Genomic DNA, 23,885 nt, shown 5'->3' with positions numbered 1-23,885 from the left:
AGGAAGCGGAGGTAGATGTCGCCTCCCGCCCGTTGATCCATCGTCAAAATGTGCTCCATCATGTGGGGGGTGAGGATGTAAAAGGCGTCGTGGGCGCTGTCGCAGGAGATGCCGAATTTCTCATTGAAGGCGGCGTTCTCCGTTTCGATCTGACCGGAGCGCTTCCGCCCGCCCTCAAACACGCACAGGTCGGCGGACAGTTCCTTGTGAAAGTCCAGAATGATCCACTGGCCCTGGAACACCGTATTGCGCCGTTCCTTTGTTTGCGTGTTGCCGTCGTCGTCGGTCACGGTGTAGGCGAACACCGTCTCCAGCCGGATGTCGCTCAGTTCCACATGGACGCCCCGGTATGTGCCCCGCACATGGTCGCTGCCGATCACGTCGTCAAACCGGAAGGGGAAGGGCATATCGACGCTCTTGATCAGGCCGCCGTCGATGTATCCGTTCTTCTCATACTCCAGTTCCTCAAACACCTGGGAGAGCACCGGCGGGATCACCGCCCCGCCCAGATAGTTTCGCATTTCCCTCCGGGCGCTGTACTGGGCCGCAATGCCGATCCCCAAAACCAGCCAGCCGGCGAGCATGGCCACCAGCCCCAGAACGATGAACACGCCCTCCTGAGCCATCAGCCGCTGGCTCAGCATAGTGGCGCCGCCGCCGGCCACCATGAAAACCACGCCCGTCTTGCTGTTCCTCCTGACCTTCTCGAGCCGCTGCTCCAGATCCTGTTCCACCTGATTTGTAGGGGCCATCCCGTTTTTATCACGCAAAGTACCTTCCTGCCTTTCTGTTGTGCCTTCCGCTGTTTGCCGCCGGGCTGCGGCCCCATCGCATCAGCCGGACTGCCGTCTTTCTACTGCTTATACAAGGTGTCCACCGCCAGCAGGGCGTCGATGAGTTCTGTGACATAGCGCACCTCACTGCGGAACTTCAGCTGCAGGGTGGCCAGATCGGCGTCATTCAGGTTGCCCACCTCGAAGTGATCCCGGCGGGAGTGTACCGCCACATGGATCTTTCCCTCCCGCAGGAAGCGGAGATAGACCTTGCCCCCCGCCCGCCGGTCCATGGCCATGATGTGCTCCATCATGTTGGGGGTGAGGATGTAGAAGGCGTCGTGGACGCTGTCGCAGGAGATGCCGTACCGCTTGTTGAACTCAGCGTTCTCCGTCTCAATCTGGTCATACTGCTTCCGCAGGCCTTCAAAAACCCCCAGGTCGGCGGACAGCTCCTTGTGGAAGTCCAGAATGAGCCACTGGCCCACGAACACGATCCTGTTGCTGGTGTCGCTGGTGCTGTTGCCGTCGCTGTCGGTGCTGGTCGTCCGGACCTCCTCCTCCAGCATTAGGTCGCACAGTTCCAGGCCCACGCCCCGGTAGCTGGCCTTGATATAGTCGCCGCCGCTGACCTTGTCATAGGCGAATGGGAAGGCGCCGCTGGCGTGGATTACCTCGGGGGAGATATGCCGGTAGGCGTCGTACTCCACATCATCGAAGATCTCCGAGAGTACCTGGGGCACCACTGAGCGGCTGAGCTGCTCCTTGATGTGCCCCTTGTACCCCTTCAGGGTGATAAGCCCGACGCACAGGAACCCGCCCCCGATGACGGCGACGATGACCCCCGCGCTGTAGAGTAAGCCGCCTTCCTTATCTTCTGTCAGCAGAAGGGCCAGGAGCATGATCAGGATGCCGATCACGGTCTTGACGATGCCCTTCGTCCGTGCCCGCCGGCTGGCGTCCACCAGCTCCACCATATCCGCCTCGGTGAGCTTGTCGCGCACCTGGCCGGTATCCGGATCCAGCAGGGTGTTGCACCGGGTGCAGCGGCTGGCGCCGGCGGGCAGGGGCGCACGGCACTTGGGGCAGCGGGGGCCTGTGTACTCCTCTGATGTCTGTTTTCGTTTTTTCATGTCGCCCCTTCACCTTCCTCCTGCTGCGCCGCTATCTCCTCCAGAGTGACGGCGCCGATCCGCTCCATGGTGTCCGCCAGGCCCAAAAGCTCGTTTTTCAGTTTCTCCTTCAGCTCCTCCGTGCTCTTGGCCTCATCCACCTCGAAGAAGTCCACATCCTGCATCACGATCAGCAATGTGCCGTCGGGCCGGAACTGGATGCCCATTTTCATCCACTTGTCCTGGTCCAGCGCTATCAGTTCCTCCATGTAGTGGGGGGTGAGGATGTAGAAGGCGTCCTGCCCCGCATCCTCCCTGATGGACCAGGCGCTGTTGAAGTCCACGCTCTCCGTCCCCAGGGCATGGTGAAAGTGGGAGAACTGGGTCAGGGTGACCTTGTTATTCAGCCGGAAGCCGTGGCGGCTGATTACCATCATGCCGCTGAAGGAGGTGTGGACCTCTCTGGTCGTTTTGCCGTCCTTGTCCCGCTCCACAGTTTCATACTGGAAACAGAACTCGCTGAACTCGATGGGCATCCCCTTCAGCACGCCCTTCACATGGTCGCCGCAGGGGCCCACCCACTCCCGCCCGGGGTAGCTGAAGTCCTCCCACAGATAGCCGTGGTCCACGCTGCCCCTGTGATCGTACAGATCCACCCGGTCCAGCACGGCCTCCAGCACCTTTGGGGTGTAGTGGAGGGACAGGTCCTTCTGCTTTTTCTTCACCCACAAGCTGCCGAGCACGCCCACCACGATGAATATAGAGGTGACGATGGCTAGGACCACGACCAGGGGGATCGGCAGCTCCGTCACAAACTGGTGGATCAGGGCCGCCACGGCGGCCAGCAGCATGCCGGCCACCCCCGCGCGGAGGTTCCACTGGCAGAATCGGTTCAGCCCGGCCAGCCGGGCCAGCCGGCGGTCCACCGCCTCCGGCGAGGCGGCCAACCGGCTCACCTTCTCCGCCTTCTTCCGATCCGCCTCCAGCTCGTCGGGGGTGCGGGACACCCCCATAGCCGCCTGTTTCTTCTTGGCCCGCCCCTTCGTGATCTCACTCACTATGAGCATCAGGAACATCAGCAGAAACAGGGCGACGAACACGAGGCCCGGAATATCTATTCTCAAAGCGCTGCACAGGATCGGAAAGCCAAACAGCAAAACAATGCTCGCGATCATCGCCGCCCGGCTCCAGCGGGCGGTGCGTTTCATCCCCATCAGCTTCTTCATCTCCCGGTCTGTGGGCCCTGTCTGTCTCTCACCCATCTTCCTTCTCCTCCTTTCTTTCGGAACCGGAGTAGGTTCACCTTCTTTTGGCCTCCAACTGTTCCTGGGTGGGAACCTCCAGCGTTTCCAGTATCTTCCCGAGGAAATCCATCTCCCCTTCGATTTGCTTTTGAAGCTCGGCCGCGGAACCGGCCTCCTGCACCTCAAACAAATCCAGGCCGCTGATGCAAAGCAGCAGCTTGCCGTCTCTCCGGAATTGCATGGCGAGGCGCTTGCCGATCTCATCCGAGAGGGCCAGCAGCTTTTCCATGTAGTGCGGGGTGAGCAGATAGAAGATGCTGTGCCCGTCATTTCCGCGGATGGAATACGCCTTGTTGAACGCCTCGCTTTCGGTGCGGACGGCGTTCCCTCCGATATACGTTGTGTACTGGGAGATGCTGAAATCGTCCTGCAAATCGAGGTTATGCTGACAGACTATCCGTCCGCGTCGTACCACATATAGGTGCCGTCATCCCGGACATAGAGCCACTCGTCTGCATACTGGTACTCCCAGCAGCCATAAAATTCCTCCGCCCCGGCCCCAAGTTGCTGAATGTCCGGATCCTCCCAACCGCTGGGCTCCTCCCAGTCATCCGGATCCTCCCAGCCGTTAGAGTCCTCAGCCGTATCAGGCGGGCTGGAGCGGAACAGGGCGTCGCCGTCGCTGTCCACCAGGCCGCCCGCCCCGTCCAGGGTGAAACAGAAACTGCCGTCGTCCAGACACAGGGTGCCGTCCTCCATGTAGTAGCCGCCGGTGACGCCGTCGCCGGCCCCATCCAGCAGCGTGTAGGTGCCGTCATCATAGACCGTCAGCCAGTAGTCCCAATCCGCATATTCCCAGCAGCCATAGAAGTCCTCGGCGCCGCCGCCGTCCTCCTCCGCGCCGCCGCCCAGTATTCCGTTGCCGTCCGGTCTCACCCCGCCGCTTTTCTCATTTTCGTTCCTTCCACTGCAGCCGGCCAGCAGCAACAGCGCAAGGGTCAGGCAGCAAAAGATCGCCCATTGCATACAGAGGCTTCCCCAGAATCGCCCCGCATGTTTTCGATCCATGGCACGGGACACCTTCGCTGTTCCGGTCATCTGTCTCACTCCTTTTTGTATCCTGCCGGCTGAAGTCCTAGGCCTCCCGCTGGATGGGCAGCTCCAGGGAGTCAATGGTGTCCGCGATGCCCCGGATGTGATCTGCCATGTACTCCACCATGCCGCTCCCGGTGGTGATGTCGTCGTTATCCACGATGATCCTCCGGTGCTCCAGCACGATCAGCAGGGTGCCGTCCTGGCAAAGGCGCACGCCCAGCTCCTTTTCCCGGGCCTCGGGCAGGGAGACCAGATGCTCCATGTACTGGGGAGTCAGCAGGCGGAACACATCCAGTCCGCCCTCGGCGTAGATGGAGAAGGCCTTGTTGAACGCCTCGCTCTCGGTCTTCATACCGCCCAGGAAGCGGGTGAACTGGGTGAAGGCAAAACCCTCCTCCTTCAGCTCCATGGTGTGGCGGCAGACGATCATAAGTCCGCTGAAGGCGATCTCATAGTTTGGCTGGTTGTCGTCATCCTTGGTGGTCTCCTTTTTCAGCACGAAGCAGCTCATCTCCAAGGGGATGCCCCGAAGCACCCCTTTCAAATAGCTGGACTGGCTGCACTCATCAAACATGGGCAGGCCCAGCTCTTCCTTGAAATAGCGCTCATCCAGGGTCGCGCCCCAGAACTGGTCCACCCGGTCCATGGCCTGATCGAGGGCGATCGGGATGTAAGCGTCCTGAATTTGGGAGCGCTCACGGCCGGTTTTGGACGTGATCACGGCGCCAATTATGATCATGAGAAAGCCGACCGGCACCGGCACGAAGAACATGGCACCGAAACTCTCCAGCAGGTCCGTGGCCAGCATCACCAAAACAGAGTACAAAATAGCAGTGCCAAACACCATCAGAAGGCCTATCCCGAGCAGTTTGCCCCCCAGCCGGCCCTGCCGGCCCAGTTTCTGCAGCCGCTGGTCAATCTCCTGAGCAGATCCATATTTTGTTGTCATATTCCACGCTCCTTTCCCGCGCTCCCCGATCACCGGTCAGAGGTTCGGGAATCGGACAGCCTCAAAACTGCATTTTCACGTCGCCGCGCTTCTCATCATCCGCGTCATAGAACTCCTTGGGGCTGTGGCCCTTGGCCAGGAGCTTGGCGGGGAACATGGCGATGGCGATGTTGTAGCTGCTGACGTTGGCGTTATAGAGCCGCCGGGCGGCCTGGAGATGCTCCTCCGCGTCCCGGATGCCCCGCTGCAGTTCCAGGAACACCTCGCTGGAGCGCAGTTCGGGGTAGTTCTCCGCCACGGCGAACAGGCGGCCGGTGAGCTCGCTCATCTCCCGGTCGGCCTTGCCCATCTCCCCCACGCTCATGCCGTGGCGCAGGGCAATGACCCGGCTGAACAGGTCGCTCTCGTGCTCCATGAAGCCCTTGGCGGTGTCCAGCAGCTTGGTGAGCATATCATAGCGCTTGGTCAGCGCCACCTCGATGCCCGACAGGGCCTCCTCAATCTTGATCTCCCGGCGCTTGAAGCCGTTGATGGTGCTGATAACCCAGAGGACTGCCAGGACGATGGCCCCGCCGATGAGCAGGGTGAACAGATCAAATGTAAAGAAAAACACAGCATTCCCTCCCGCTTTATCTCTTTGTATGGCTGCGCGGGGGCGGCGGTTGCCGCCCCCGCGGGATCAGCCGTTAGGGTGTGTACCAGGGATCGTCTACCGCGTAGAACTCGCCGTCCAGGCCGTCCAGCGTGAAAATGTCAGCGAAGGGGTCGTAGTAGCCCTCATATTGAACCGTGCCCTCCATTTCCAGCCAGACGTAGCTGCCGTCCACTGTATAGATGCCGTCCTGGGCGGTATTGTAGTCAGAGATGGTGACGGTGCCGTCGCTGTAGAATACGATGCTGACCTCCGCATCGTCGTTGTCATAGGCGCCGCCCAGGGAGTAACTGGAATCGCCGGAGTCGCTCTCGCCCCCGCTGCTGGAGGATTCGGTGCGGCTGAACCAGCCGTCCAGGCCCTCCACAATCAGGTCGCCGTCGCCGTCGATATAGCCCGTGTAGTCGCTGAAGGTCACCGTCTCCCCGTCAAAGGTGAAGCGGGAGGCAACGCCGAAACTGCCGCCGATGGCGTACACCACGGAGCCGTCGCTGGTGAACTCCACGGAGTCGCCGGTGGAGCTGTTCGCCCACTGGCCCACCATCTCCGCCTCCGGGCCGGTGATGTCGGGATAGGTCAGTTGGGAGCTGTCCCCCGGGCTGTACCAGCCGCCCTCGCCATCGATCTCAATGATCAGGTCACCCATACTGTCGATATAGCCCTCGGCGATCCCCGCCGACGTATCGACGGTCACGGTCTGGCCGTCATAGCTGTACCAGCCGGAGGAGCTGGAAGAGCTGCCGCCCTCATACGTCTCCTGGAAGGTTACGGAGCCGCTGCCGTCAAAGGTCAGCATGCGGTTGCCGCTGCTGTGGATCCAGTCCCCCTCCAGCTCGCCCTCCATGCCGCCGGCCTCCATGAAGCTGCTGCCCGCCATGTCGGGGCCGTAGGAGCGCTCCTCCACCGGGAAGAAATATCCCAGACCCATGATGCCGATGGAGCCGTCCGCCTGCAGCTCGCCGGTGGTCTCCTCGAGTTCACCGTCGTCCTCGTCCACGGTTATGAGGGTCAGGGTCTTGCCGTCCCACTCATAGGTGAGATCGCCCATGTCGCTGTAGGTATAGATCGTGCCGGTGCCGTCATCGAGCAGTTCCAGGCAGATGCCGCCCCACTCCTCGCTCTCCCACAGGCCCACTACGCCGTCGTCGTCGGCGAGGTCTCCACCGCTGTCGCTTGCTTTGTCGCTGCCGGTGTCTCCGCAGGCGGTGAGAAGGCACAGAGCCAGCAGCAGAGCCAGAGCCAGGCTCAGCGTTATTCTCAGTTTGCCTTTCATCTCATTTCTCCTCCTTCTTAAAACGAGAGCACATAAAGCGCCGCGATCCGTCATGTTTGTCGTGGGCGGCAAAAGCCGCCCACGGTGAGGTTCATAGTTCAGGGAGTGTACCAGGCTTCGTCGACGTAGTAGAACCATCCGTCCAGGCCGTCTACCTGGAAGCTGTCGTCGCTGGAGTCGTAGTAGGCCTCATAGGGGAACTGACCCTCAAACTCCATCAGGATATAGTCGCCGTCCACCGTGTAGGTACCCTCATCCGAGAACTCGAAATCGGACATGACGACAGTGCCGTCGGAGTAGAAGACGATGCTCATCTCCTCATCGTCGTTGTCGTAGGCGCCGGCCAGCTCCTCGCCGCCGTCATCCTCGTCGCCGTTATCATCACCGCCGGCCATCCCGTCATACAGGTCATAGTCGGCCGCGCTGTAGTAGTCCATCAGGTAAAGCTCGCCGTCTTCGCCCGCAATGTAGAGATCCTCCCCGTCGTAAGAGATCGAGGTAGAACTGCCGTCGATGTAGAGCGTGCCGGAATAGCCGTCCCAGTCGTAATTGCCAAGGTACTCCCCGTCGATGATCAGGGTGCCGTCGGAGTAGAAGTTGTAGATGATGCCCCCCGCATCCCATGCGGTGTCGGTCATGTCAAAGGGGATGGGCTCGCTGTCTTCGGATGGATAGTAACTGATCTCCTCCACCCGGACAAAGACAACATCACCGTCCAGCACCAGGCTGCCGTCATCATTCAGGAATCCCTCCAGGATCTCGCCGCCGTAATCCACCGTCAGGGTCTCGCCGTCCCATTCATAGTTCATCGTGTCGTAGCCGAGGGATTCGGACATCTCCATGGTGCCGTCCTCATAGAACACCAGGCTCAGCTCATAGTCGTCGCTGTCCCAGCCGCCAACCAGGCTGACGGACTCCTTGCCGCCGCAGCCGCTCAGCAGGCTCAGGGAGAGGACCAGGCTCAGCACCATGACAAACACACTATAAAGTTTCTTTTTCATCTGTGCTTCTCCTTCCTTGTTCAGAATATATCCCGTGTATCGCCTTGCTGGGGCGGTTTCCGCCGCCCCAGCAAGATCTGCGGTCAGGGCGTGTAGAACGCCTCGCCCACAGAGTAGAACTCGCCGTCGTTGTCGTCTATGGTAAAGGTGTCCTCGTCCGCGTCATAGGTGCCCGTCACTTCCATGCCGTCCATCTCGATGGTCAGCTCGTCGCCGTCCATCTTGAACTCGCACTCCGCCGAGTCATAATAGTCGGAAACCTCACAGGTGCCGTCTTCAAAGAATACCATACTCATCTCAAGTTCGTCGTTGTCATAGGCGCCCTCGGGTGCGGGGTCGTCGCCGCCGCAGGCGGTCAGCAGACACAGGGAGAGGGCCAGGATCGTGCCGAGAACAAGACTCAATTTCTTTTTCATGGTGATTCCTCCTTTTTGTCTAATTTTTTTGCAGGTCATATATGTTCATCCGCTTCGCGGGGACTCCTTTGGTCGTCATCCCACCCCCTCATTGACAAAGCGCAGGAACGCGTCCATATTTGCGTCGGCCTGATGCTCCATCTCCGTGGACAGGGGCAGGTAGAAGTAGGCGCCGCTCACCTCAGTCTGGCCCGGTTCATCCCAGCTCATGTTGTCATCCCAGGTCACGTCCACCAGCACCGGCTCGCTGCCGTCGCAGGGGTAGATCACGTTCCAGGCGTGGCTGCTCTCCTCCGTCTCGTTGCCCCACACCCAGGCACAGTTGATGCCGGCGTAGTGGGCGATAAGGGCGAAGGCCCGGGCGTAGGCGGCGCAGACCGCCGTCTCCTGTCCCTCTCCCAGCACGTTGTAGGCCTCCTGCAGAGAGTCATATCTGGAGGAATAGAGCATATCGTTGGGGTCGTAGCCCATGGGGTCATAGGTCACCTGGCAGGCCACATAGTCGTGGATCTCTCTGGCGTACTCCATCTCGCTCTCATAGCTTGCAAAGCCGCCGATGGGCGCCGGATTCTTCATCACATACTCCAGGGCCTCGGCCCTGGCCTCCAGATCCCACTCCGGGTGCTCGTACCGCAGCTCCACCCGGGCGAAGACGCTGTCCGGGTCGCCGTCCTCCTGGATGTACATGTCCCAGGTGTGATAGGCGCTGAACAGGTAGTAGGACATAGCGGCGGTGCAGGCGCTGTCCAGCACCACGTGCCCCGCCCCGTCGCTGGGGGCCAACTCCCGGGTCAGGCGGCACTCAAATTCCGTGCGGCCCCACAGCAGGTTCCAAAGGGCGTAGACCGCCACCTCCTCCTGGCTGGCAAACAGGGGCTCCTCCTCATAGATCAGCTCCCGGATGCCCAGCAGGTCTGGCACCAGCTCCGGCACATCCTCCACCGCCAGCTCAAAGTCCTCCGGCATGGCCTCGGGGTACTGCTCCGGCTGGGGCTCGGCGCTCCCGGCATCCTCCTGTCCGTCGCCGGTCTCCGGGTCGGAGACCGATGGGGCGGAGATCTCTGGAGCAGAGGTCGGCTGGGATGAACTCTCTCCTCCCGTCCCGGTGCCGCCGCAGCCGGAGAGCAGGGCCAGACACAGAAGCAGGGATAGCAGGCACTTTTTCCCTCTCATAGGCTTGCGCCTCCTTTCCCGCTCCGCCTCACCAGAGAACCAGGCAGTTCAGGGCGCTTTCCGCATCCCAGGGCAGATCCAGGGCGGGATAATAGTCGTCCAGCGCAGCGAAGGCCTCGCCTCTCGCGTTCACCCCGTCATAGGTGTCCGCCTGGGTGGGGACCGACAAAACCAGTCCGTCATACCAGTCGGGGGCCGTGATGGTGATGGTTTCGGCATAGATGTTGCGGTAGCCCTCCACGTCGTTCCGCCGGCTGCTCTCCACGCCGATGTCCAGTTCCACCGCCCCCTCGGGGGTGTCGAACGCGAAGTAGTAGCTCCCGTCGCTGGTCTCGAAGTTGTCGTTGTCCGGCAGGAGAACGCCGGTGTAGTAGTCGTAGAACAGGTACGAGGCACCCATGGAAACGCCGATGGTAAACATGGGGATGTCCTCCTCGGTAAAGCCCCGGTAGAGGGTGACGATCCGCTCCACATAGCCGTTGCCCAGATCCCTCTCGCTCTCCAGATCCACGGAGCACACCAGCGGGCCCACATTGTAGTATTGGCCATCGGTATTCATCTCAAAGTAGTAGGCGCCGTCCTCCAGCGTGGCATTCCCCTGGCCCAGCTCGTAGTTGATCCCGATCTCATACTCGTCGAAGTAGTAGTTCGGAGTGAAGTCGGGCAGTTCCGAGGCAAAGAGCCCGTCGCCCTCCCCGTCGATGAGGCCGCCGTCCCTGTCCAGGGCAAAACGCTCGCCGCTGTCCAGAACGATTTCCGTGCCCTCCGGCGTGTAACTGCCAGAGGTGCTGTCGCCGTCCGCGTTGTACATCTCATAGGTGCCGTCGCCGTAGACATACAGCCAGATATCATAATCCCAGTACTCCCAGCAGCCGACAAAGTCCTCGAAGTTGACTTCCGGTTCATCCAGGGTGTCCCCCGGGTCGCTCTCGATCACATCGCCCCGGCCATCCTCCTCGCCCTCGCTCTCGCTTTCGCTCCCGCCGCCGCAGCCGGCCAGCAGGGAGAGCGCCATAGCCAGGCTCAGAAACAGCGCGCCGATCTTTCTCAGCTTCATATCCACATTCCTCCTAAGAAATCTATCTGATGTATCCGGGAAAATCTCCTCCGGCCGCGGCCATCACCACTCGGGCAGCTCGGAGAGGAACAGGGTGTCTCCAAAGCTGTCCACCAGGCCGCCGGAGCCGTCCAGAGCAAAGGTCATCGCGCTGTCCTCCAGGCACAGCTCGTCGCCGGACATGTAGTAATTGCCCATGACATCCAGCCCGTCCGAGTCGTACCACTCATAGGTGCCGTCGCCGTAGATGCATACCCAGGTGTAGGTGTCGGTGTACTCCCAGCAGCCGTAGAAGTCCTCGGCGGTGACGGTGGGGCTGTAGTCCTCTTCGTCGTCCCATTCGTAGTAGAAGTCGGGCAGTTCCGAGGGAAACAGCAGTTCGCCGTCGCTGTCGATTAGGTTGCCCTCCCCGTCCAGAGAAACAGTCAAGCCCAGACCGTCCAGGTACAGCTCCACGCCGTCCATGTAGTAGCCGGCACTGAGACTGCTGTACTCACTGATCCACTCATAGGTGCCGCCGCCCTGGATGTACAGCCACACATCCTGGTTGGCGTACTCCCACACGCCATAGAAGTCCTCGGCGTTGACCTCCGGCTCGTAGTCGGGCACCCCGAGCCCCTCCTCGTCGTCCCAGGTGTCGGGCAACTCCGAGGCGAACAGGGCATCGCCGTCACTGTCCACCAGGCCGCCCTTCCCGTCCTGGGTGTAGCGCATGCTGTTGTCCAGCACCAGTTCCCCATCCTCCACGGTGTATGTCCCTGAGGAGGTGTCCGTCGGGCTGATCCAGTCGTAGGCCTCGTCCTCATGGACGACCAGCCAAAGGTCATACGCTTCATACTCCCAGCAGCCGTAGAAATCCTCGGCGGTGATCTCGGCGTCATCGCCTCCGCCGCAGCCGGCCAGCAGGCCCAGCAGCAAGGCCAGGCAAGCCGTCAGTACAGATAATTTCTTTCGTTTCATACGCTTTCCTCTCTGACACGCGTTTGCGCTCCTGTTGGCCCGGATCTACGCAGCGGACAGGGCGGCGATCCTAGGAGCTGAGTCCGGCAGCTGGGAGGCAAACAGGGTGTCGCCGTCGCTGTCGATCAGGCCGCCTTCCCCGTCCAGGGTCAGGGCCAGGTTTATGCCCTCCAGGTACAGCGTCTCGCCGTCCATGTAGCAGGAGCCGCTGGATTCAAGGCCGTCGATCTGGTACCAGTCGTAGGTGCCGGAACTGGAGCCCTCCCCGAAGATGCAGATCCAGTTGTCGTACGCCGTGTACTCCCAGCATCCGACGAAGTCCGCGATGGTGATCTGAGAGACGGCACCCTCATCGGCATTGGGCAGCGTCGAGGGGAACAGGGCGTTGCCGTCGCTGTCAATCAGGCCGCCTGCCCCGTCCACGACAAAGCGCAGACCGTTGTCCAGCACCAACTCATCCTCCTCCATGGTGTAACTGCCGGAACTGGCGTTGTCTCCATCCACCCACTCATAGGTGCCGTCCTCCCGGATATCGACCCAGACGTAGTAGTTCTCATACTCCCAACAGCCGTAGAAGGCGTAGGCATATATCTCCCAGTACACCTCGCCGTATTCGCCTTCTTCGTCCTCCCGGCCTGCCAGGATGTCACTGCGGACAAAAACCATATCGCGATAGCCGGTGATCTGGGTGCCCTCCTCCGACAGGGTCAGCTCCAGATCCTCCCCATCCAGGGTGGTGAGGGTAATGGCGTATCCGTCGATGGCCGTGCCGTCCTCGTCCCCCTCCACCAGGTCCTCGTACCCGCTGTCATAGATCTCCCAGGAGCCATCCCAGTAAAAGCACAGCTCGTACTCACTTTTCGGGTCGATCCAGAGATAGCTGTCGAGGGTCTGCACCGTGGTCCGCGGTACCTCCAGGTCCTCGGCCCGGATGAAGAGCAGATCGGCGCCCCCATGCGTCAGGCCGCCCTCCCCGTCGTCAATCAGCGGCAGTTCGAACATGCTTGCCGAAACTTCCATATCCGAGGGCACCGAGAACTCCCGTGTTACCATGACGCCCTCCTCCGTTTCCACCCAGGAGCCGGTGGTGACCAGGTCGAACTGCACGTCGTATAGGAAGATCCGGCCGTTCTCCCCCAGCTCCAGCCAGTACTCGGTGTCCCCGTCCGCATGCCGCCAGGTGCCCTCATAACCCTGGGGGGCGTCGGGCTCACTGGAACTGTCAGGTTTGCCGGAGCTGTCGGACTTATCGGAACTGCTGGATCCGCCGCAGGCGGCGAGGGCCAGCAGCAGCGTAAGGCAGCAGGCAAAGATCGCGCACATCTTCATTCTTTTCATGTCATGTCCTCCCTTTTTTCCAGCCCGCCCATGCGCGGACAGACGCCAGATCAGCCGGCAAAGGGCAGTTCGGAGGCAAACAGATACTCGTCATTGTTGTCCAGGATCCAGCCGGCCTCTCCCGCCGGGTCCAGCACAAAACTGATGCCGCTGTTCAGGCGCAGGGTCTCCCCGTCCATGTAATAGGTGCCCGCATCCGCCAGGCCTTCGGTGTTGTAGAATTCATAGGTGCCGTCGCCGTAGATGCACAGCCACACATCGGTGTTGACGTACTCCCAGCAACCGTAGAAGTCCTCGGCGGTGACGGCGCCATTCCCTCCGTCGGGGAAGTAGTCGCCCCGGCCAGTTTCCAGTATGCCCATGTAAGCCAGGGAACGGTAGAGTACGGCGGCGGTGGCGGCGTTGGTCAGATCACGCGTGGGCATCAGGTAGCCGTTGTCGGTACCCTCCACAATGCCCACGTTCATCAGAAGCTGGATGGAATCCCGGGCCCAGCTGCCGATCTCCCCGTAGTCGTGGAACTCCGCAATCTGCCGGTAGGACTCACTGCCTGTGCCGTAGCCGGGGGCGCAGCCCATATAGTCCATGGCCCGGTACAGGAAGGTGAATGCCTGCTCCCGGGACAGGTATAGGTCAGGCCCGAAGTTGTTGTTGCCAATGCCGGTGGTGATGCCGCAGTCCATGGCCCACTCCACCGCCTCGATGTAGATGCTGTATGGGTGGACGTCGTTGAAGGTCCGGTCAATCTCCGCGTCGGGCGAGCCGAAGGCCAGCCACAGGGAGTAGATAAACTCGGCGCGGGTGGTAAAGACGTCAGGTCCAAAATTGCCCTCGCTGTCCACGGTCATGATCCCCTGATCCACCAGGGCATCCACATAAGGATAGGCCCAGTTGTCCTCCGGCAGATCGGCGATCCAGGCGGCGGAGGCGGGAACCGCCATCGCCAGGGTCAGGAGCAGAGCCAAAAGCGCAGTCCTCTTTTTCATCGCAGCGTGCTCTCCTTTCTAAAATCAAGGCCTTTTCTTCTCTCGCGGAATCCTTAAGGCTTGTTGACATATTTCAGACAAGCCTTAATAGTATGAGCCTACGATCATGCCCAGCAGCTCATCGCAGGCCATCTCCACCACCGGGAAACTGTCCCGGTACCAGCGGACGAATTTTCCGTCCGTCTTCGCACTCTTCCAGACTGCCTCCTCCCGCAGGGGGCCAAACCGGGCTGTCTGGAATTTCGTCTGGAAATTGACCACGGCTGTGCTCCCTGTCTCAAAAATGATTTGGAGCACCCCGTCCTGTAGGGGCCACACCGCCGAGATCGGGATCTTTTCCATACTTTCGCCTCCTTTGGTATAAACATCCCTTTACAATGCCATTGTACGGTGGGTATTCAGTTTTGTCGTGGGCCTTCAGGTACTAATTTTGGTACCAATTCTTCTGGACAAGCCGGTCTATCTGAGGCCGGTGCGATCCTGCCTCTGTCAATGACAGCAGCAGAAAGGTTCGATTTATTTTGAACTGCGCCCATCCCACCTCGCTCTTGTAAGCAAGGATACTGAATAACTCGGTAACCTGCCTATTCTATTTCGTGGATGCTTTCCCCACGCCCGGAACTATACAACTCAGAATCTAAGTACCATGACCGGCGGTTCCAGCCCAGATAAAATCCCCACGTCTATCACTCTCGCGTACTGAGCACCTTGCGCGCTCTGGCTACCCACGCCGTCACATGGTTTGCCGCTACACCGAACCGCTCCCCGATCTCTCGGTTGGTGTATCCATCCATCAGCATCCGGATGGCCTGGAATCCCTTGGCTGTCACCCCGGTGGCCTCGGCTTCTGCCCGCTCAAGCCGCTGCAGAAGCGACATACATGCCTCTCGCTGTTCTGGTATATCATCGTCCAGCACCGTGCAGGGCAGTTCAGCAGGGTCAGTGGCCACCTCCCGCCCCCGCCGGGTGGCACGCTCCAACTCAGTATAGATCTCATTGCGGATCAGACGGTAGGCGTAGGTGGAAAAGGCCACCGTGTGCCCCGGCTTATCTGTTTGGGCCGCCTTGCACAGTCCCAGGCACCCGATTTGGAACAGGTCGTCATAGCCGAACATGCTCCCCGCGCCCAGTGTATGGACGCAGTCCTGGATCACCTTGCCCACCAGTCCCATGTTCTCCTCAACCTTGATCCGCTGCTCCTTCGTAAGCGGCGACAGCATATCATGCACCTCCTGATACTTTTCTCAATTTGTTTTGCTGCTCCAGCCGCTCCTGGAGCAGTTTCCGACTCTCGTCAATGACCACCTGGCAGTAATACTCGCCCAGATGCCCGATGTGGGCGTGGGCCATAGGCGCCTGCACGGTCATGGCCAGCCATTGGTAGGCGTCCCGCTTGCTCATGAGTCCAGACTGATACAGTTTGTTGAACTCCTGATGCGCGGCATACCGCAACTTCCGCAGTCTCGGCCCGGCCAAGCTACCCATGGGTTCCAAGGTCCCCGGGTGCGCCATCACAAAGAAATCGCAGGCCGGGTACCGGGAACAGACATAGGCCATCGCACCAGGCCGGTGCGTCCTGCACAGGCCTTCCGCACTGCGGAGCACCGCGGGGCTGCCGCAGTGGCAGCGCAGCCGCCCATCGCCAGGCAGTACCCCTGCCCGGCTGCGTCTTGATTTCTTGCTCATCTTGTGTCCCTCCTTACCAGAAGATAACTTCCATATTCCCTACTCGCACCGGCATCGCCAAAACCGCCGAAACACAAAAAAAGGCCGGAAGCCCGCTGAAAAAGACAATGCAGAGCCAAGCGCTGGAATAGTGGTGTCGCATCCAGCCATTGACTCTGCACTGTATTTCAGCGGCCTTCCGGCCACATTCTTTTAAGACAAGATCTGCGCCTTGTGGGGCCGCGGTACAGCGGCTCCGTCACGATTTCCCACCCTCTTCTGGCAGGTCTGACGCCAAGGCGCCCCGGCGTATCGAGAGCCTGTGCGCAGTATCTTGTTACAATGGAATTATAACAAGATACCGTGAAATAGTCAACAAAAATCCTCATTTTCGCGGTAATTTCATCAACTTTTTTGCCGTTTTCAGTCTGGGAGATCCCATCTCAGTCTGGGGGCGTTTTTCCTTTCAATACTGCTCGTCGTCCTCGTCTGCCCACTCGTCATAATCAGCCTCTTGGCGGTGCCGCTTGGCAAAGTGGAGCGCCACCAAGCCGCCGCCCCCGCAGGCAAGGCCGACCAGGAAAACCACCAGAGGAACGATGGGAATACCGCTGGCAGGCTCTGTGGCGGTATTCTGTTCCTGCGGCTGTTGCACCTCTTCTGATGACTGCTGGGTGTCTGGTGTCTGCTCTACGGATGGATCTGGGATATAGCAGGACACCATCGCCATCTGGAACCCATTGCGCAGCCGCTGTGATACCCTCACCCAGCGGTTCCATCTGTTTTCATCTTTTTCCATTTCCTTCCCTCCTTTTCGTCAAAATTGCAGCAAAGAGCCGCCTCGAAGCGATCGTTTCCAATCGTTTCAAGGCGGCTCCCTGCCGTCAGGTCCAGTTTTGGACGATATCAGGATAGCACATCTGCGCTCCCCTTGTCATCCGCACCGACCTTGCCAATTTTCTGCCTTTTTTCTGCCATAGAATAGGACATCACCCCTCCAGCAGCGTCAAAAGTTCCAGCCAGGCGTCCAGACAGCCGACCGGAGCTGTCCAAAGCCGGATGGAGAGGATATTGACCGCCTGCTGGCGAAGGCGGTAATAATGCCGCTCCGAGATGTCCAGCCGGTACAGGATATCCGAGTGGCTTGGCCTGTCCGGCGTGATGAACGTCTGAAAGATGATGTTATACATCAGCTCCCCGTTGCCCGGCTTATGGCGCAGGACGGTCAGGGCCTCGTTGATCCGATCAAGTAGGAGTCGGGACTTCCGGATACTGAGCAGACGGTGCTCTAATTTCGCATTCCCCAGCGCTACCTGCGTATCCACCACACTGAGCAGCGCATCTAAGTCCTTCAGTGGCTGATCCAGTTCCTGAGCCACCTCACCGGGAAAGCACTCCAGGGCCCAAACGATATCTCGATAGTGCTTGAGCATGACCTGGGTATTGTGGTACATATTCCGACGCAGCTCCTGCTCCGCAAGCCGCGCTTTCGCATTAGGGATGTCCGGATCACCCACAATTCCTCTGCGCTCCAACAAACTGCGCAGCTGCTCTTTGGGAATCGCGCTTACCTGATTCGGCAGTTCACCACAAAGGGATGCCTTCAAATCTGCCATGTTCAATACCTCCATCGTCCTGTTCCGCAGGTCCAGCCCGTGCGGAGTTTCCACGGAAAAATTCAAAATTCGGCGTCACTGGAGAATTCCCTTGGCAGTCCTCCCAAACATACTCTAAAATCTTACCCAGAGAAAAATACGCGCGCGTATTATAGCAGTCCTCAGATGCAACACGGCACTCAACCTGCCCCCGGGGCAGCGCGGTACGGCTATACCAGGCGACCAGTTTGCAGATGCGGGCATGATCGCTCTGCTGTTTTTCGTGCGTATTGCCGTCTTTTTTGCGTATTTCTCGCAAAATGCGCTCGATTTCATCTTGGGATGGCAACGTGAATTGTTCTCCAGTCGGATAGGCTGCGTTGAAGATGAGGCAGCCGAAAGCACCAGGCAGCTTATACAGCGGGAAGGCATCCGCATGTTTTCTGAAAAAGCGCCAAACTTTCGTCTTTTCCCATCCCCAGCGCCTGCCAAGGGATTCCAATGTCAAAACAGCGCCGTACTGCCCAAACTGGACAGCTGGCGCTGAGTAGGAAAACGCATTGCTCGGCTCCTGCCAAACTGTGTGGCACCAGAGATCCAGCCATGCGTCTGCCTCAGCAAATTGATAATTGCGCTCTGTAAGCCTCTGTGTGGCATTTCTGGGCAGACAGAGGAATCCATACCCCTCCGTCGCATAAACCGCCTCACGGCCCATACAGGGCTCGCCAGAGCATCTTACGACCCAGTCCGTGACTTGATAGGTCAGTTTCTTTGTCTTCGCATCCAGCGTGTAAGAAATGTAGCCAAGTTCTGAGAGTTCGTCTATTAGTCCCAGGGCCTGTTGCCGTCGCTTAACCCCCAGGATGCTTTTCAGGCCGACAATACCTCCTGCCCATCCTCCGGCGTTTACCTTATTGATATAACCACAGTAGTGGGCCTGCCCATTTCGGAACGCTGCGCGGGAGGCCATGCGAGTCCAGGCGCCCATGATACCCTTTCCTGATGGGAGCTGATTGCGGGGCAACTTGACCCATTGATATTTGAGTAGGCACTTCATCTCGTCGGCCTCCCTTCTGTATAGATTGAAAAAAGCCCCGCTCCGTGCTACACTGATAAACACGAAAGCGAGGCTTGATTAAAATGCTATATGCCTGTGATAATTGCCATTACTTGTTCCCCAGAACAGTTGAAAAGACCTGTCCTGACTGCGGGAAAACGACCATTCGCCCAGCAACCGACGAAGAACAAGAGGATTATAGAAAACGGCGTAATGAGAATCTTTGGACTGATGATAACGGTAGTTGTTGAGTTCTGCCAGCAAAGCCGATTTTCTGACTCACTACCCATGCAGTTTTCTGCCTATAGCACATTATTAATCTTTGTATATGTACTACATTTCATGGGATGTATTTTACACCCCACAAATATAGAATTACGCCCGAGGCTCGTAAGTCTCGGGCGCTTCTTTTGCAGTATTCTTTTGGGGTATTCTTTACTTGGTATATCCCCAAAACCCTTTAATCTTTTCTATTGCAGTGGCCGTTTCTGCCAAAAGAGGCAAAATCGAAGCGACTGCCTCCCCAATTATAACTGTACTATACCTACGTGCTATATCAGACCCTGTCTCAACTGGTGTAAAATTGGTGTAATTCATTAGGCAGCCATACCATCAAATTAACGATTTCCCAGACATTACAGCGGTTTGGTGGGTTCTCCATGTATTTCCAATGCCTTTAAATACAAGGCAGGCACCTCGCAACCTTCATACTTCTGAATATAGTATTATATCAAGGACAGCCCTTCATTGCAAACCTTTTTAACCCCTATCATGCACAAAACAATGTCGTGGAAAGCCTTTGTTTTCTTTCGCCCTTCTCTATTGAACGGCGCCAATCACTCCCCGTCTTTTTCTTTCACATCTTTTGACATTTGCCAGCCCATCCACTATACTGATAACAGAGAAGGGCGGCGCTTCCATATGGCACTGTTCCCCGGAACCGCCGTCTCAACGTGAGATAAAAAGGAGCGACGACACATGCGGCGAAAAATTCTTTCCTCCCTGTTGGCATTGACCATGGTCCTTCTCCTGACTCCCGCGGCATCCGCTGCCAGTCTGGATAACTTCAAAAAGGTCAATTCCTACACGCAGGGGCAATTTACCGACGTGGCCGCCAACGCCTGGTATGCCCAGACCGTCCGGTCCACATGGGAGCAGGGGCTGTTCCAGGGCAACTCCGCCACCACCTTCAACCCCACGGGGGAGATCACCCTGGCGGAGACCATCGCCCTGGCCTGCCGGCTGCACAGCATCTACCACACCGGCGTCTGCAATCTGGGTGGAGGGACGCCCTGGTACCAGGTCTATGTGGATTACGCCGTGGCCAACGGCATCATCTTCCCGGGACAATACGGCAGATATGACGTTGCCGCCACCCGGGCACAGTTTGTGTCCATTCTGGTCAAAGCCCTCAACCAGGAGGTCTATCCCGCCATCAATTCTGTGGCCCAGGGTTCCATCCCCGACGTGCCCGCCGCGGCGGATTACGCCGCCGGCGTCTACCTGCTTTACAATGCGGGCGTTCTCACCGGCCGGGACGCCAAGGGCAGCTTCTCCCCCCAGTCCACCATCCAGCGGAGCGAGGCCGCCACCATCGTCGCCCGCATGGCCAATCCCAGCCTCCGGGTGACCTTCAGCCTGGGCGGCGCTGACTCCGGCCGGGTCCTGGTGTCCCAGGCCCTTGAGGAGGATCCCCTGGACTATACGGTGACCCGGGACAGCGTGGTCATTCAGGATCTGCGGGACTTCTGCGGTACCGGCCTGACCTACCACAACGCCAGCGTGGGCAGCACCTATACCGACCGCAAATTTGAGGGCACAGCAGAGGACAAGGCCATTCTGGAGGAATATGTGGCGGTCCTCACCGGCGGCGGATACAATCTGGAGCTGGTGGCGGAATACGACCAGACCTACACCACCACCTTTTTCAGCTGGGGGCTGGACTACACCGGCACCGGGGACGTCACCTCCAAAAAAGGCGTGACCTTCGCGAAGACCTCCGCCAACATCTGTATCTGGGGCACCATCGAGCGCGGCAAGCTGGAGGCCACCGTGGAGATCCCCACGCAGATGAAGCAGGTGGATCTGGGCCTGCGGTATGACAGTCCCTCTGTCTCCACGGGGATCGCCGGGCCCTCCGCCCTGGCCGGGCTCTACCGGAATGGGGACGGCAGCTTTGAGACCTCTGACGGCCGGCTGAAAACTCAGCTTGGCCAGGCCGCCGTTCTGCGGGACGGGGTGGCCTACAGTGCCGGCGCCACCTTCCAGGCCGACCAGGGGAATGCCCGGGATAAGCTCTGGGTGGACAGCTACTACCGCAATGAATCCTTCTTTTTCTGTACCCCCATGGACGCGGTGATGACAGGCGATATCTATACCCTGAAAGACCTTGCGCAGGAGGAATCCTGGATCATAAATTGGGACTTCACCGCCGCAAACCAGTTTGACGACTTCCGCTGGCAGCTTTTCTTCGGCGCCGGCCACGACGGTGATTTCATCACTCCCGTGGTGGGCTCGCGCAATGAATTCCAAGATCTTACAGTTCGGATCATGTACTGGAACCCCGGCGTGGAGGGAGTCTACTACATCTACGCCGAATATGACACCAAACCCTACGCCGTGGAGGCCCTGGTGGCCGTGGACCTGACTGCCGCTCCCGCCGGCTCGGACTCCCAAGGCTCCACCACCCCCTCCGGCAGCGGCAGCTCCGGCAGCTCCTCTTCCTCCGACTCCGATTCCGACAGGCCCGTCCAGATACGCTGTACCTTCGTCGGGTGTTCCGACGGCAAAGTGGAATGCAGCGCCTGCGACGGCGAAGGGGGCAGACAGGTCTATGACAACTCCACGCCCCAGTATGACGGCGTGGGCAGCAACACAGACAAATGGGACTGGGAGACCTGCTATAAATGCCACGGTTCGGGTGAGGTGGACTGCAGCCGCTGCGGCGGCACCGGCTGGATCGAGTTCAAGTAAGGCTGATCTTGCGCCTGTCCGATCTCCCCAACGAAATATCTCTCAAAACAGCAGATGGACCTGTCGCAGAATAGAAAAATTCTGCGACAGGTCCATCTGCCTTTTTTACATGATTCAGCCCTTCCGCTTCCCAGTGGCAGCCTTGGCGGCGTTCTGCTCCGCCGCCCAAACCGCGGGGCGGTTTGGGGGCCCTTTGATCTCATCTGCCCTGGCGGTCTCTCAGCCTTTCAGCTTCTCAATGGCAGCCTTGGCGGCATTCTGCTCCGCCGCCCAAACCGCGGGGCGGTTTGGGGTCCCTTTGATCTCATCTGCCCGGGCGAACTCAATTCGCCCGGCATCAAGATTTTGCTGCGCAAAATACTTGGCGCCGCATAGCGGCGGCGCGCTTACGCGCGCAAAAGAGGCGGAGCGCCCTGGCGGTCTCTCAGCCTTTCAGCTTCTCAATGGCAGCCTTGGCGGCATTCTGCTCCGCCTCTTTTTTGCTGTGGCCCCTGCCCTGGCCGATGGGGGTGCCGTTCAGATCCACCTCTACCGAGAAGATCTTGGCGTGGTCGGGACCCTCGGCGCCGATGAGCTGATAGCCCAGCACCTGGCCGCTCTCCCGCTGCACCAGCTCCTGGAGGGCAGTCTTATAGTCCCGGCTGGCGCTCTTCTCCTCCTCCCGGTCCAGGATGAACTTCTGGATGATCTTCCGGGCGGAGCCGATGCCCCCATCCAGGTAGACGGCGGCGATGACCGCCTCCACAGCGTCTGCCACAATAGAGGGCCGCTCCCGGCCGCCGCCGGCGTCCTCCCCCTTGCCCAGCTTCAGGTAGGACCCCAGGTCCAGCTGCTGGGCCACCTCCACCAGACTGCCCTCGCACACCAGGGCAGCCCGGGTGCGGGTCAGATCTCCCTCGGGCAGGTCGGGGTGGGCGCGGAACAGGTAATCGGCGGTCACCATCCCCAGCACCGAATCCCCCAAAAACTCCAACCGCTCATTGCTCTGGCTGCCCCTGGCCTTGTTCTCATTGGCGTAAGAGCTGTGGGTCAGGGCGTTTTCCAACAGGGCCCGCTGGCTGAAGCGGTAGCCCAGCTTTTCTTCCAAGGCTTCCATCCCGGTCTCTCCCTTCATGACAGGAGCCCCGCCACAGGCGGGGCTCCCCATTGCGCTGATGTGTGTCAGTCCTCCAGCTTGGACTTCAGATAGTTTACCAGATCGGCCACAGTGGACAGGCCGGACATATCGTCCTCACCCATATTCTCCAGGCCAAACTCCTCTTCCACCGCCATGGTCAGCTCCACGATATCCAGGGAATCGGCTCCCAGATCCTCAAAGGTGGTCTCCATGGTGATGCTGTCGGCTTCCACGCCAAACTGCTCGGACAGCAGACCGGTAAGCTTCTCAAAAATCATGTTAATCTACTCCTGTCCCATCCGTCATGTGACGGTTTATTCCGCTTGCACTATGATAATAGGCAAGTTTTGGGCACCTGTCAATAGGTAAGGCAAATTTTTTATCCCTCGCCGGCAGAGAGCTTCATGTATTCGATGTTTTCCACCAGATCGTCGATCATGCCGGAGGCAGCGAAGTCCCGGGCCTGTCGGATGGCGTTCTTGATGGCGTAGTCGTTGGAAGAACCGTGGGCCTTGATCACCGGCTTGGAAATGCCGATGAGGGCAGTACCGCCCACCTCGCTGGAGTCCATCATCTTCTTGAACTCCTTCAGGCCGCCGGCCACCATCACCGCCGCCAGCTTGGTGAAGATGTTCTTCATGAAGATGGACTTGAGCTGCTTGGAGATGAAGCCGCCGGTGCCCTCCATGGTCTTGAGGAAGATGTTGCCCGAATAGCCGTCGGACACGATCACGTCCACCTCGCCGTACACCGCCTCCCGGGCCTCCACGTTGCCCACAAAGCGGATGCGGCCGGCCTTGTCGGCGGCGGTGAGCAGGGCGTGGGCCTCCCGCTGAAGATCGGTGCCCTTGGAGGGCTCCGCCCCGATGTTCAGCAGACCCACCCGGGGTTCAGGCCGCTTGAGCACCCGCTCGGCGTAGTAGGAGCCCATGAAGGCGAACTGGAGCAGGTACTCCGGGGTGCCCTCGGCGGTGGCGCCGCAGTCGATGAGCACCGCGCCCCCCTTGCCGGTGGGCACCACGGGGGCCAGGGCGGCCCGGCGGATGCCCTTCACCCGGTGGATCATCAGGGTTGCGGCGGAGAGCAGGGCCCCGGTGCTGCCGGCGGACACAAAGGCGTCGCCGCCGCCGCTTTTGAGCAGATTCAGCCCCACCGTCAGAGAGGAGTCCTTCTTCTCCCGGAAGGCGGTGGCGGGATTGTCGCACATCTCCACCACCTGGCTGGCGTGGGCGATCTCCAGTCCGGGGGGCAGATCGCCGATGCCGTCCTCTTTGAGCACCTTCAGGATCTCCTCCCCCTGGCCCACCAGGATCACTTCCACCCCCAGCTCCTTGACGGCAGCCAGAGCGCCCCGCACGTTGGAGGCAGGCGCGTTGTCGCCGCCCATGGCGTCTACGATGATCTTCATAACCTTCTCCTCTACTTTCTATGTTCGTTCTCCGGGATAAA

The 23,885-nt window shown here is 59.5% G+C and carries 25 protein-coding genes; 1 reads left to right on the top strand and 24 read right to left on the bottom strand.

What is annotated here, in order from left to right:
• From H6B51_RS04920 to H6B51_RS04820, 21 genes are all read right to left on the bottom strand, one after another.
• On the bottom strand, positions 1-770 hold a 770-nt coding region (locus H6B51_RS04920), incomplete at its 3' end, for a DUF3137 domain-containing protein (protein ID WP_204882630.1).
• 83 nt (positions 771-853) lie between these two features.
• Complete coding sequence (locus H6B51_RS04915) at positions 854-1,906, bottom strand: DUF3137 domain-containing protein (RefSeq protein WP_204882629.1); 1,053 nt, start codon at positions 1,904-1,906, stop codon at positions 854-856.
• Positions 1,903-3,147 (bottom strand): DUF3137 domain-containing protein, encoded by a 1,245-nt coding sequence (locus H6B51_RS04910; RefSeq protein ID WP_204882628.1) that lies wholly within the window; start codon positions 3,145-3,147, stop codon positions 1,903-1,905. Before H6B51_RS04910 ends, H6B51_RS04915 begins: the two co-directional genes overlap by 4 nt.
• Positions 3,148-3,184: 37 nt before the next feature.
• A complete protein-coding gene (locus tag H6B51_RS04905; protein ID WP_204882627.1) occupies positions 3,185-3,604 on the bottom strand; it encodes a DUF3137 domain-containing protein in 420 nt (139 codons plus the stop codon).
• Entirely contained in the window at positions 3,583-4,155 is a 573-nt protein-coding gene (locus H6B51_RS04900; protein WP_204882626.1) for a hypothetical protein, read from the bottom strand. Before H6B51_RS04900 ends, H6B51_RS04905 begins: the two co-directional genes overlap by 22 nt.
• Before the next feature lie 109 nt (positions 4,156-4,264).
• Positions 4,265-5,173, bottom strand: a complete 909-nt coding sequence (locus H6B51_RS04895) for a DUF3137 domain-containing protein (protein WP_204882625.1) — start codon at positions 5,171-5,173, stop codon at positions 4,265-4,267.
• 61 nt (positions 5,174-5,234) lie between these two features.
• Positions 5,235-5,786: a LemA family protein gene (locus H6B51_RS04890; protein ID WP_204882624.1), complete on the bottom strand. Its 552-nt coding sequence runs from the start codon at positions 5,784-5,786 to the stop codon at positions 5,235-5,237.
• Positions 5,787-5,859: 73 nt separating this feature from the next.
• Positions 5,860-7,098 carry a hypothetical protein gene (locus H6B51_RS04885; protein ID WP_204882623.1) on the bottom strand — a complete coding sequence of 413 codons (1,239 nt, stop codon included), beginning with the start codon at positions 7,096-7,098 and terminating at the stop codon, positions 5,860-5,862.
• Positions 7,099-7,196: 98 nt separating this feature from the next.
• Positions 7,197-8,099, bottom strand: a complete 903-nt coding sequence (locus H6B51_RS04880; protein WP_204882622.1) for a hypothetical protein — start codon at positions 8,097-8,099, stop codon at positions 7,197-7,199.
• A gap of 83 nt (positions 8,100-8,182) precedes the next feature.
• Positions 8,183-8,515 carry a hypothetical protein gene (locus tag H6B51_RS04875; protein WP_204882621.1) on the bottom strand — a complete coding sequence of 111 codons (333 nt, stop codon included), beginning with the start codon at positions 8,513-8,515 and terminating at the stop codon, positions 8,183-8,185.
• A gap of 75 nt (positions 8,516-8,590) precedes the next feature.
• The gene (locus tag H6B51_RS04870; RefSeq protein WP_204882620.1) at positions 8,591-9,688 is read right to left on the bottom strand and encodes a transglutaminase domain-containing protein; all 1,098 of its coding nucleotides are present in this window, start codon (positions 9,686-9,688) and stop codon (positions 8,591-8,593) included.
• Positions 9,689-9,716: 28 nt separating this feature from the next.
• Complete coding sequence (locus tag H6B51_RS04865; RefSeq protein WP_204882619.1) at positions 9,717-10,745, bottom strand: hypothetical protein; 1,029 nt, start codon at positions 10,743-10,745, stop codon at positions 9,717-9,719.
• A gap of 63 nt (positions 10,746-10,808) precedes the next feature.
• On the bottom strand, positions 10,809-11,705 hold the full coding sequence (locus H6B51_RS04860; protein ID WP_204882618.1) for a hypothetical protein: 897 nt from the start codon (positions 11,703-11,705) through the stop codon (positions 10,809-10,811).
• 45 nt (positions 11,706-11,750) lie between these two features.
• A complete protein-coding gene (locus tag H6B51_RS04855) occupies positions 11,751-13,043 on the bottom strand; it encodes a hypothetical protein (RefSeq protein WP_204882617.1) in 1,293 nt (430 codons plus the stop codon).
• Between the two features lie 50 nt (positions 13,044-13,093).
• A complete protein-coding gene (locus H6B51_RS04850) occupies positions 13,094-14,029 on the bottom strand; it encodes an S-layer homology domain-containing protein (RefSeq protein WP_204882616.1) in 936 nt (311 codons plus the stop codon).
• An 84-nt stretch (positions 14,030-14,113) separates the two neighbouring features.
• Complete coding sequence (locus tag H6B51_RS04845) at positions 14,114-14,371, bottom strand: frataxin family protein (RefSeq protein ID WP_204740574.1); 258 nt, start codon at positions 14,369-14,371, stop codon at positions 14,114-14,116.
• Positions 14,372-14,715: 344 nt separating this feature from the next.
• On the bottom strand, positions 14,716-15,249 hold the full coding sequence (locus H6B51_RS04840) for a sigma-70 family RNA polymerase sigma factor (protein WP_204882615.1): 534 nt from the start codon (positions 15,247-15,249) through the stop codon (positions 14,716-14,718).
• Position 15,250: 1 nt separating this feature from the next.
• Positions 15,251-15,715, bottom strand: a complete 465-nt coding sequence (locus H6B51_RS04835) for a zinc-finger-containing protein (protein ID WP_204882614.1) — start codon at positions 15,713-15,715, stop codon at positions 15,251-15,253.
• Between the two features lie 445 nt (positions 15,716-16,160).
• Positions 16,161-16,493 carry a hypothetical protein gene (locus tag H6B51_RS04830; RefSeq protein WP_204882613.1) on the bottom strand — a complete coding sequence of 111 codons (333 nt, stop codon included), beginning with the start codon at positions 16,491-16,493 and terminating at the stop codon, positions 16,161-16,163.
• A 190-nt stretch (positions 16,494-16,683) separates the two neighbouring features.
• Complete coding sequence (locus H6B51_RS04825) at positions 16,684-17,310, bottom strand: hypothetical protein (RefSeq protein ID WP_204882612.1); 627 nt, start codon at positions 17,308-17,310, stop codon at positions 16,684-16,686.
• Positions 17,279-18,346, bottom strand: coding sequence for a hypothetical protein (locus H6B51_RS04820; protein ID WP_207753841.1), 1,068 nt, complete (start codon positions 18,344-18,346; stop codon positions 17,279-17,281). The genes H6B51_RS04825 and H6B51_RS04820 overlap by 32 nt, the downstream gene beginning before the upstream one ends.
• Positions 18,347-19,324: 978 nt before the next feature.
• Here H6B51_RS04820 and H6B51_RS04815 point away from each other — a divergent pair.
• Positions 19,325-21,319, top strand: a complete 1,995-nt coding sequence (locus H6B51_RS04815) for an S-layer homology domain-containing protein (RefSeq protein ID WP_204882610.1) — start codon at positions 19,325-19,327, stop codon at positions 21,317-21,319.
• Positions 21,320-21,743: 424 nt separating this feature from the next.
• Here H6B51_RS04815 and rnc read toward each other — a convergent pair whose 3' ends face one another.
• The 3 genes from rnc to plsX all read right to left on the bottom strand — a co-directional run bounded on the left by rnc (position 21,744) and on the right by plsX (position 23,844).
• Positions 21,744-22,415 carry a ribonuclease III gene (gene rnc / locus H6B51_RS04810; protein ID WP_204882609.1) on the bottom strand — a complete coding sequence of 224 codons (672 nt, stop codon included), beginning with the start codon at positions 22,413-22,415 and terminating at the stop codon, positions 21,744-21,746.
• Between the two features lie 65 nt (positions 22,416-22,480).
• Positions 22,481-22,714, bottom strand: coding sequence for an acyl carrier protein (gene acpP / locus H6B51_RS04805; RefSeq protein WP_204882608.1), 234 nt, complete (start codon positions 22,712-22,714; stop codon positions 22,481-22,483).
• A 101-nt stretch (positions 22,715-22,815) separates the two neighbouring features.
• Entirely contained in the window at positions 22,816-23,844 is a 1,029-nt protein-coding gene (gene plsX, locus H6B51_RS04800; protein WP_204882607.1) for a phosphate acyltransferase PlsX, read from the bottom strand.
• Positions 23,845-23,885 lie beyond the last annotated feature (41 nt).

The organism is Pseudoflavonifractor phocaeensis, assembly GCF_016901955.1.
GTDB classification, from domain to species: domain Bacteria; phylum Bacillota; class Clostridia; order Oscillospirales; family Oscillospiraceae; genus Flavonifractor; species Flavonifractor phocaeensis_A.
This window is presented reverse-complemented; position numbering and strand designations above follow the sequence as displayed.

Excerpts from the sequence above, each read along its gene's own strand:
- H6B51_RS04870 (WP_204882620.1), bottom strand. The coding sequence starts at position 9,688 with ATGAGAGGGAAAAAGTGCCTGCTATCCCTGCTTCTGTGTCTGGCCCTG.
- H6B51_RS04830 (WP_204882613.1), bottom strand. The coding sequence starts at position 16,493 with ATGGAAAAAGATGAAAACAGATGGAACCGCTGGGTGAGGGTATCACAG.
- H6B51_RS04885 (WP_204882623.1), bottom strand. The coding sequence starts at position 7,098 with ATGAAAGGCAAACTGAGAATAACGCTGAGCCTGGCTCTGGCTCTGCTG.
- H6B51_RS04875 (WP_204882621.1), bottom strand. The coding sequence starts at position 8,515 with ATGAAAAAGAAATTGAGTCTTGTTCTCGGCACGATCCTGGCCCTCTCC.
- H6B51_RS04900 (WP_204882626.1), bottom strand. The coding sequence starts at position 4,155 with ATGCAATGGGCGATCTTTTGCTGCCTGACCCTTGCGCTGTTGCTGCTG.
- plsX (WP_204882607.1), bottom strand. The coding sequence starts at position 23,844 with ATGAAGATCATCGTAGACGCCATGGGCGGCGACAACGCGCCTGCCTCC.
- H6B51_RS04860 (WP_204882618.1), bottom strand. The coding sequence starts at position 11,705 with ATGAAACGAAAGAAATTATCTGTACTGACGGCTTGCCTGGCCTTGCTG.
- acpP (WP_204882608.1), bottom strand. The coding sequence starts at position 22,714 with ATGATTTTTGAGAAGCTTACCGGTCTGCTGTCCGAGCAGTTTGGCGTG.
- H6B51_RS04850 (WP_204882616.1), bottom strand. The coding sequence starts at position 14,029 with ATGAAAAAGAGGACTGCGCTTTTGGCTCTGCTCCTGACCCTGGCGATG.
- H6B51_RS04845 (WP_204740574.1), bottom strand. The coding sequence starts at position 14,371 with ATGGAAAAGATCCCGATCTCGGCGGTGTGGCCCCTACAGGACGGGGTG.
- H6B51_RS04910 (WP_204882628.1), bottom strand. The coding sequence starts at position 3,147 with ATGGGTGAGAGACAGACAGGGCCCACAGACCGGGAGATGAAGAAGCTG.
- H6B51_RS04815 (WP_204882610.1), top strand. The coding sequence starts at position 19,325 with ATGCGGCGAAAAATTCTTTCCTCCCTGTTGGCATTGACCATGGTCCTT.
- H6B51_RS04915 (WP_204882629.1), bottom strand. The coding sequence starts at position 1,906 with ATGAAAAAACGAAAACAGACATCAGAGGAGTACACAGGCCCCCGCTGC.
- H6B51_RS04855 (WP_204882617.1), bottom strand. The coding sequence starts at position 13,043 with ATGAAAAGAATGAAGATGTGCGCGATCTTTGCCTGCTGCCTTACGCTG.
- rnc (WP_204882609.1), bottom strand. The coding sequence starts at position 22,415 with ATGGAAGCCTTGGAAGAAAAGCTGGGCTACCGCTTCAGCCAGCGGGCC.
- H6B51_RS04895 (WP_204882625.1), bottom strand. The coding sequence starts at position 5,173 with ATGACAACAAAATATGGATCTGCTCAGGAGATTGACCAGCGGCTGCAG.
- H6B51_RS04865 (WP_204882619.1), bottom strand. The coding sequence starts at position 10,745 with ATGAAGCTGAGAAAGATCGGCGCGCTGTTTCTGAGCCTGGCTATGGCG.
- H6B51_RS04835 (WP_204882614.1), bottom strand. The coding sequence starts at position 15,715 with ATGAGCAAGAAATCAAGACGCAGCCGGGCAGGGGTACTGCCTGGCGAT.
- H6B51_RS04825 (WP_204882612.1), bottom strand. The coding sequence starts at position 17,310 with ATGGCAGATTTGAAGGCATCCCTTTGTGGTGAACTGCCGAATCAGGTA.
- H6B51_RS04820 (WP_207753841.1), bottom strand. The coding sequence starts at position 18,346 with ATGAAGTGCCTACTCAAATATCAATGGGTCAAGTTGCCCCGCAATCAG.
- H6B51_RS04880 (WP_204882622.1), bottom strand. The coding sequence starts at position 8,099 with ATGAAAAAGAAACTTTATAGTGTGTTTGTCATGGTGCTGAGCCTGGTC.
- H6B51_RS04840 (WP_204882615.1), bottom strand. The coding sequence starts at position 15,249 with ATGCTGTCGCCGCTTACGAAGGAGCAGCGGATCAAGGTTGAGGAGAAC.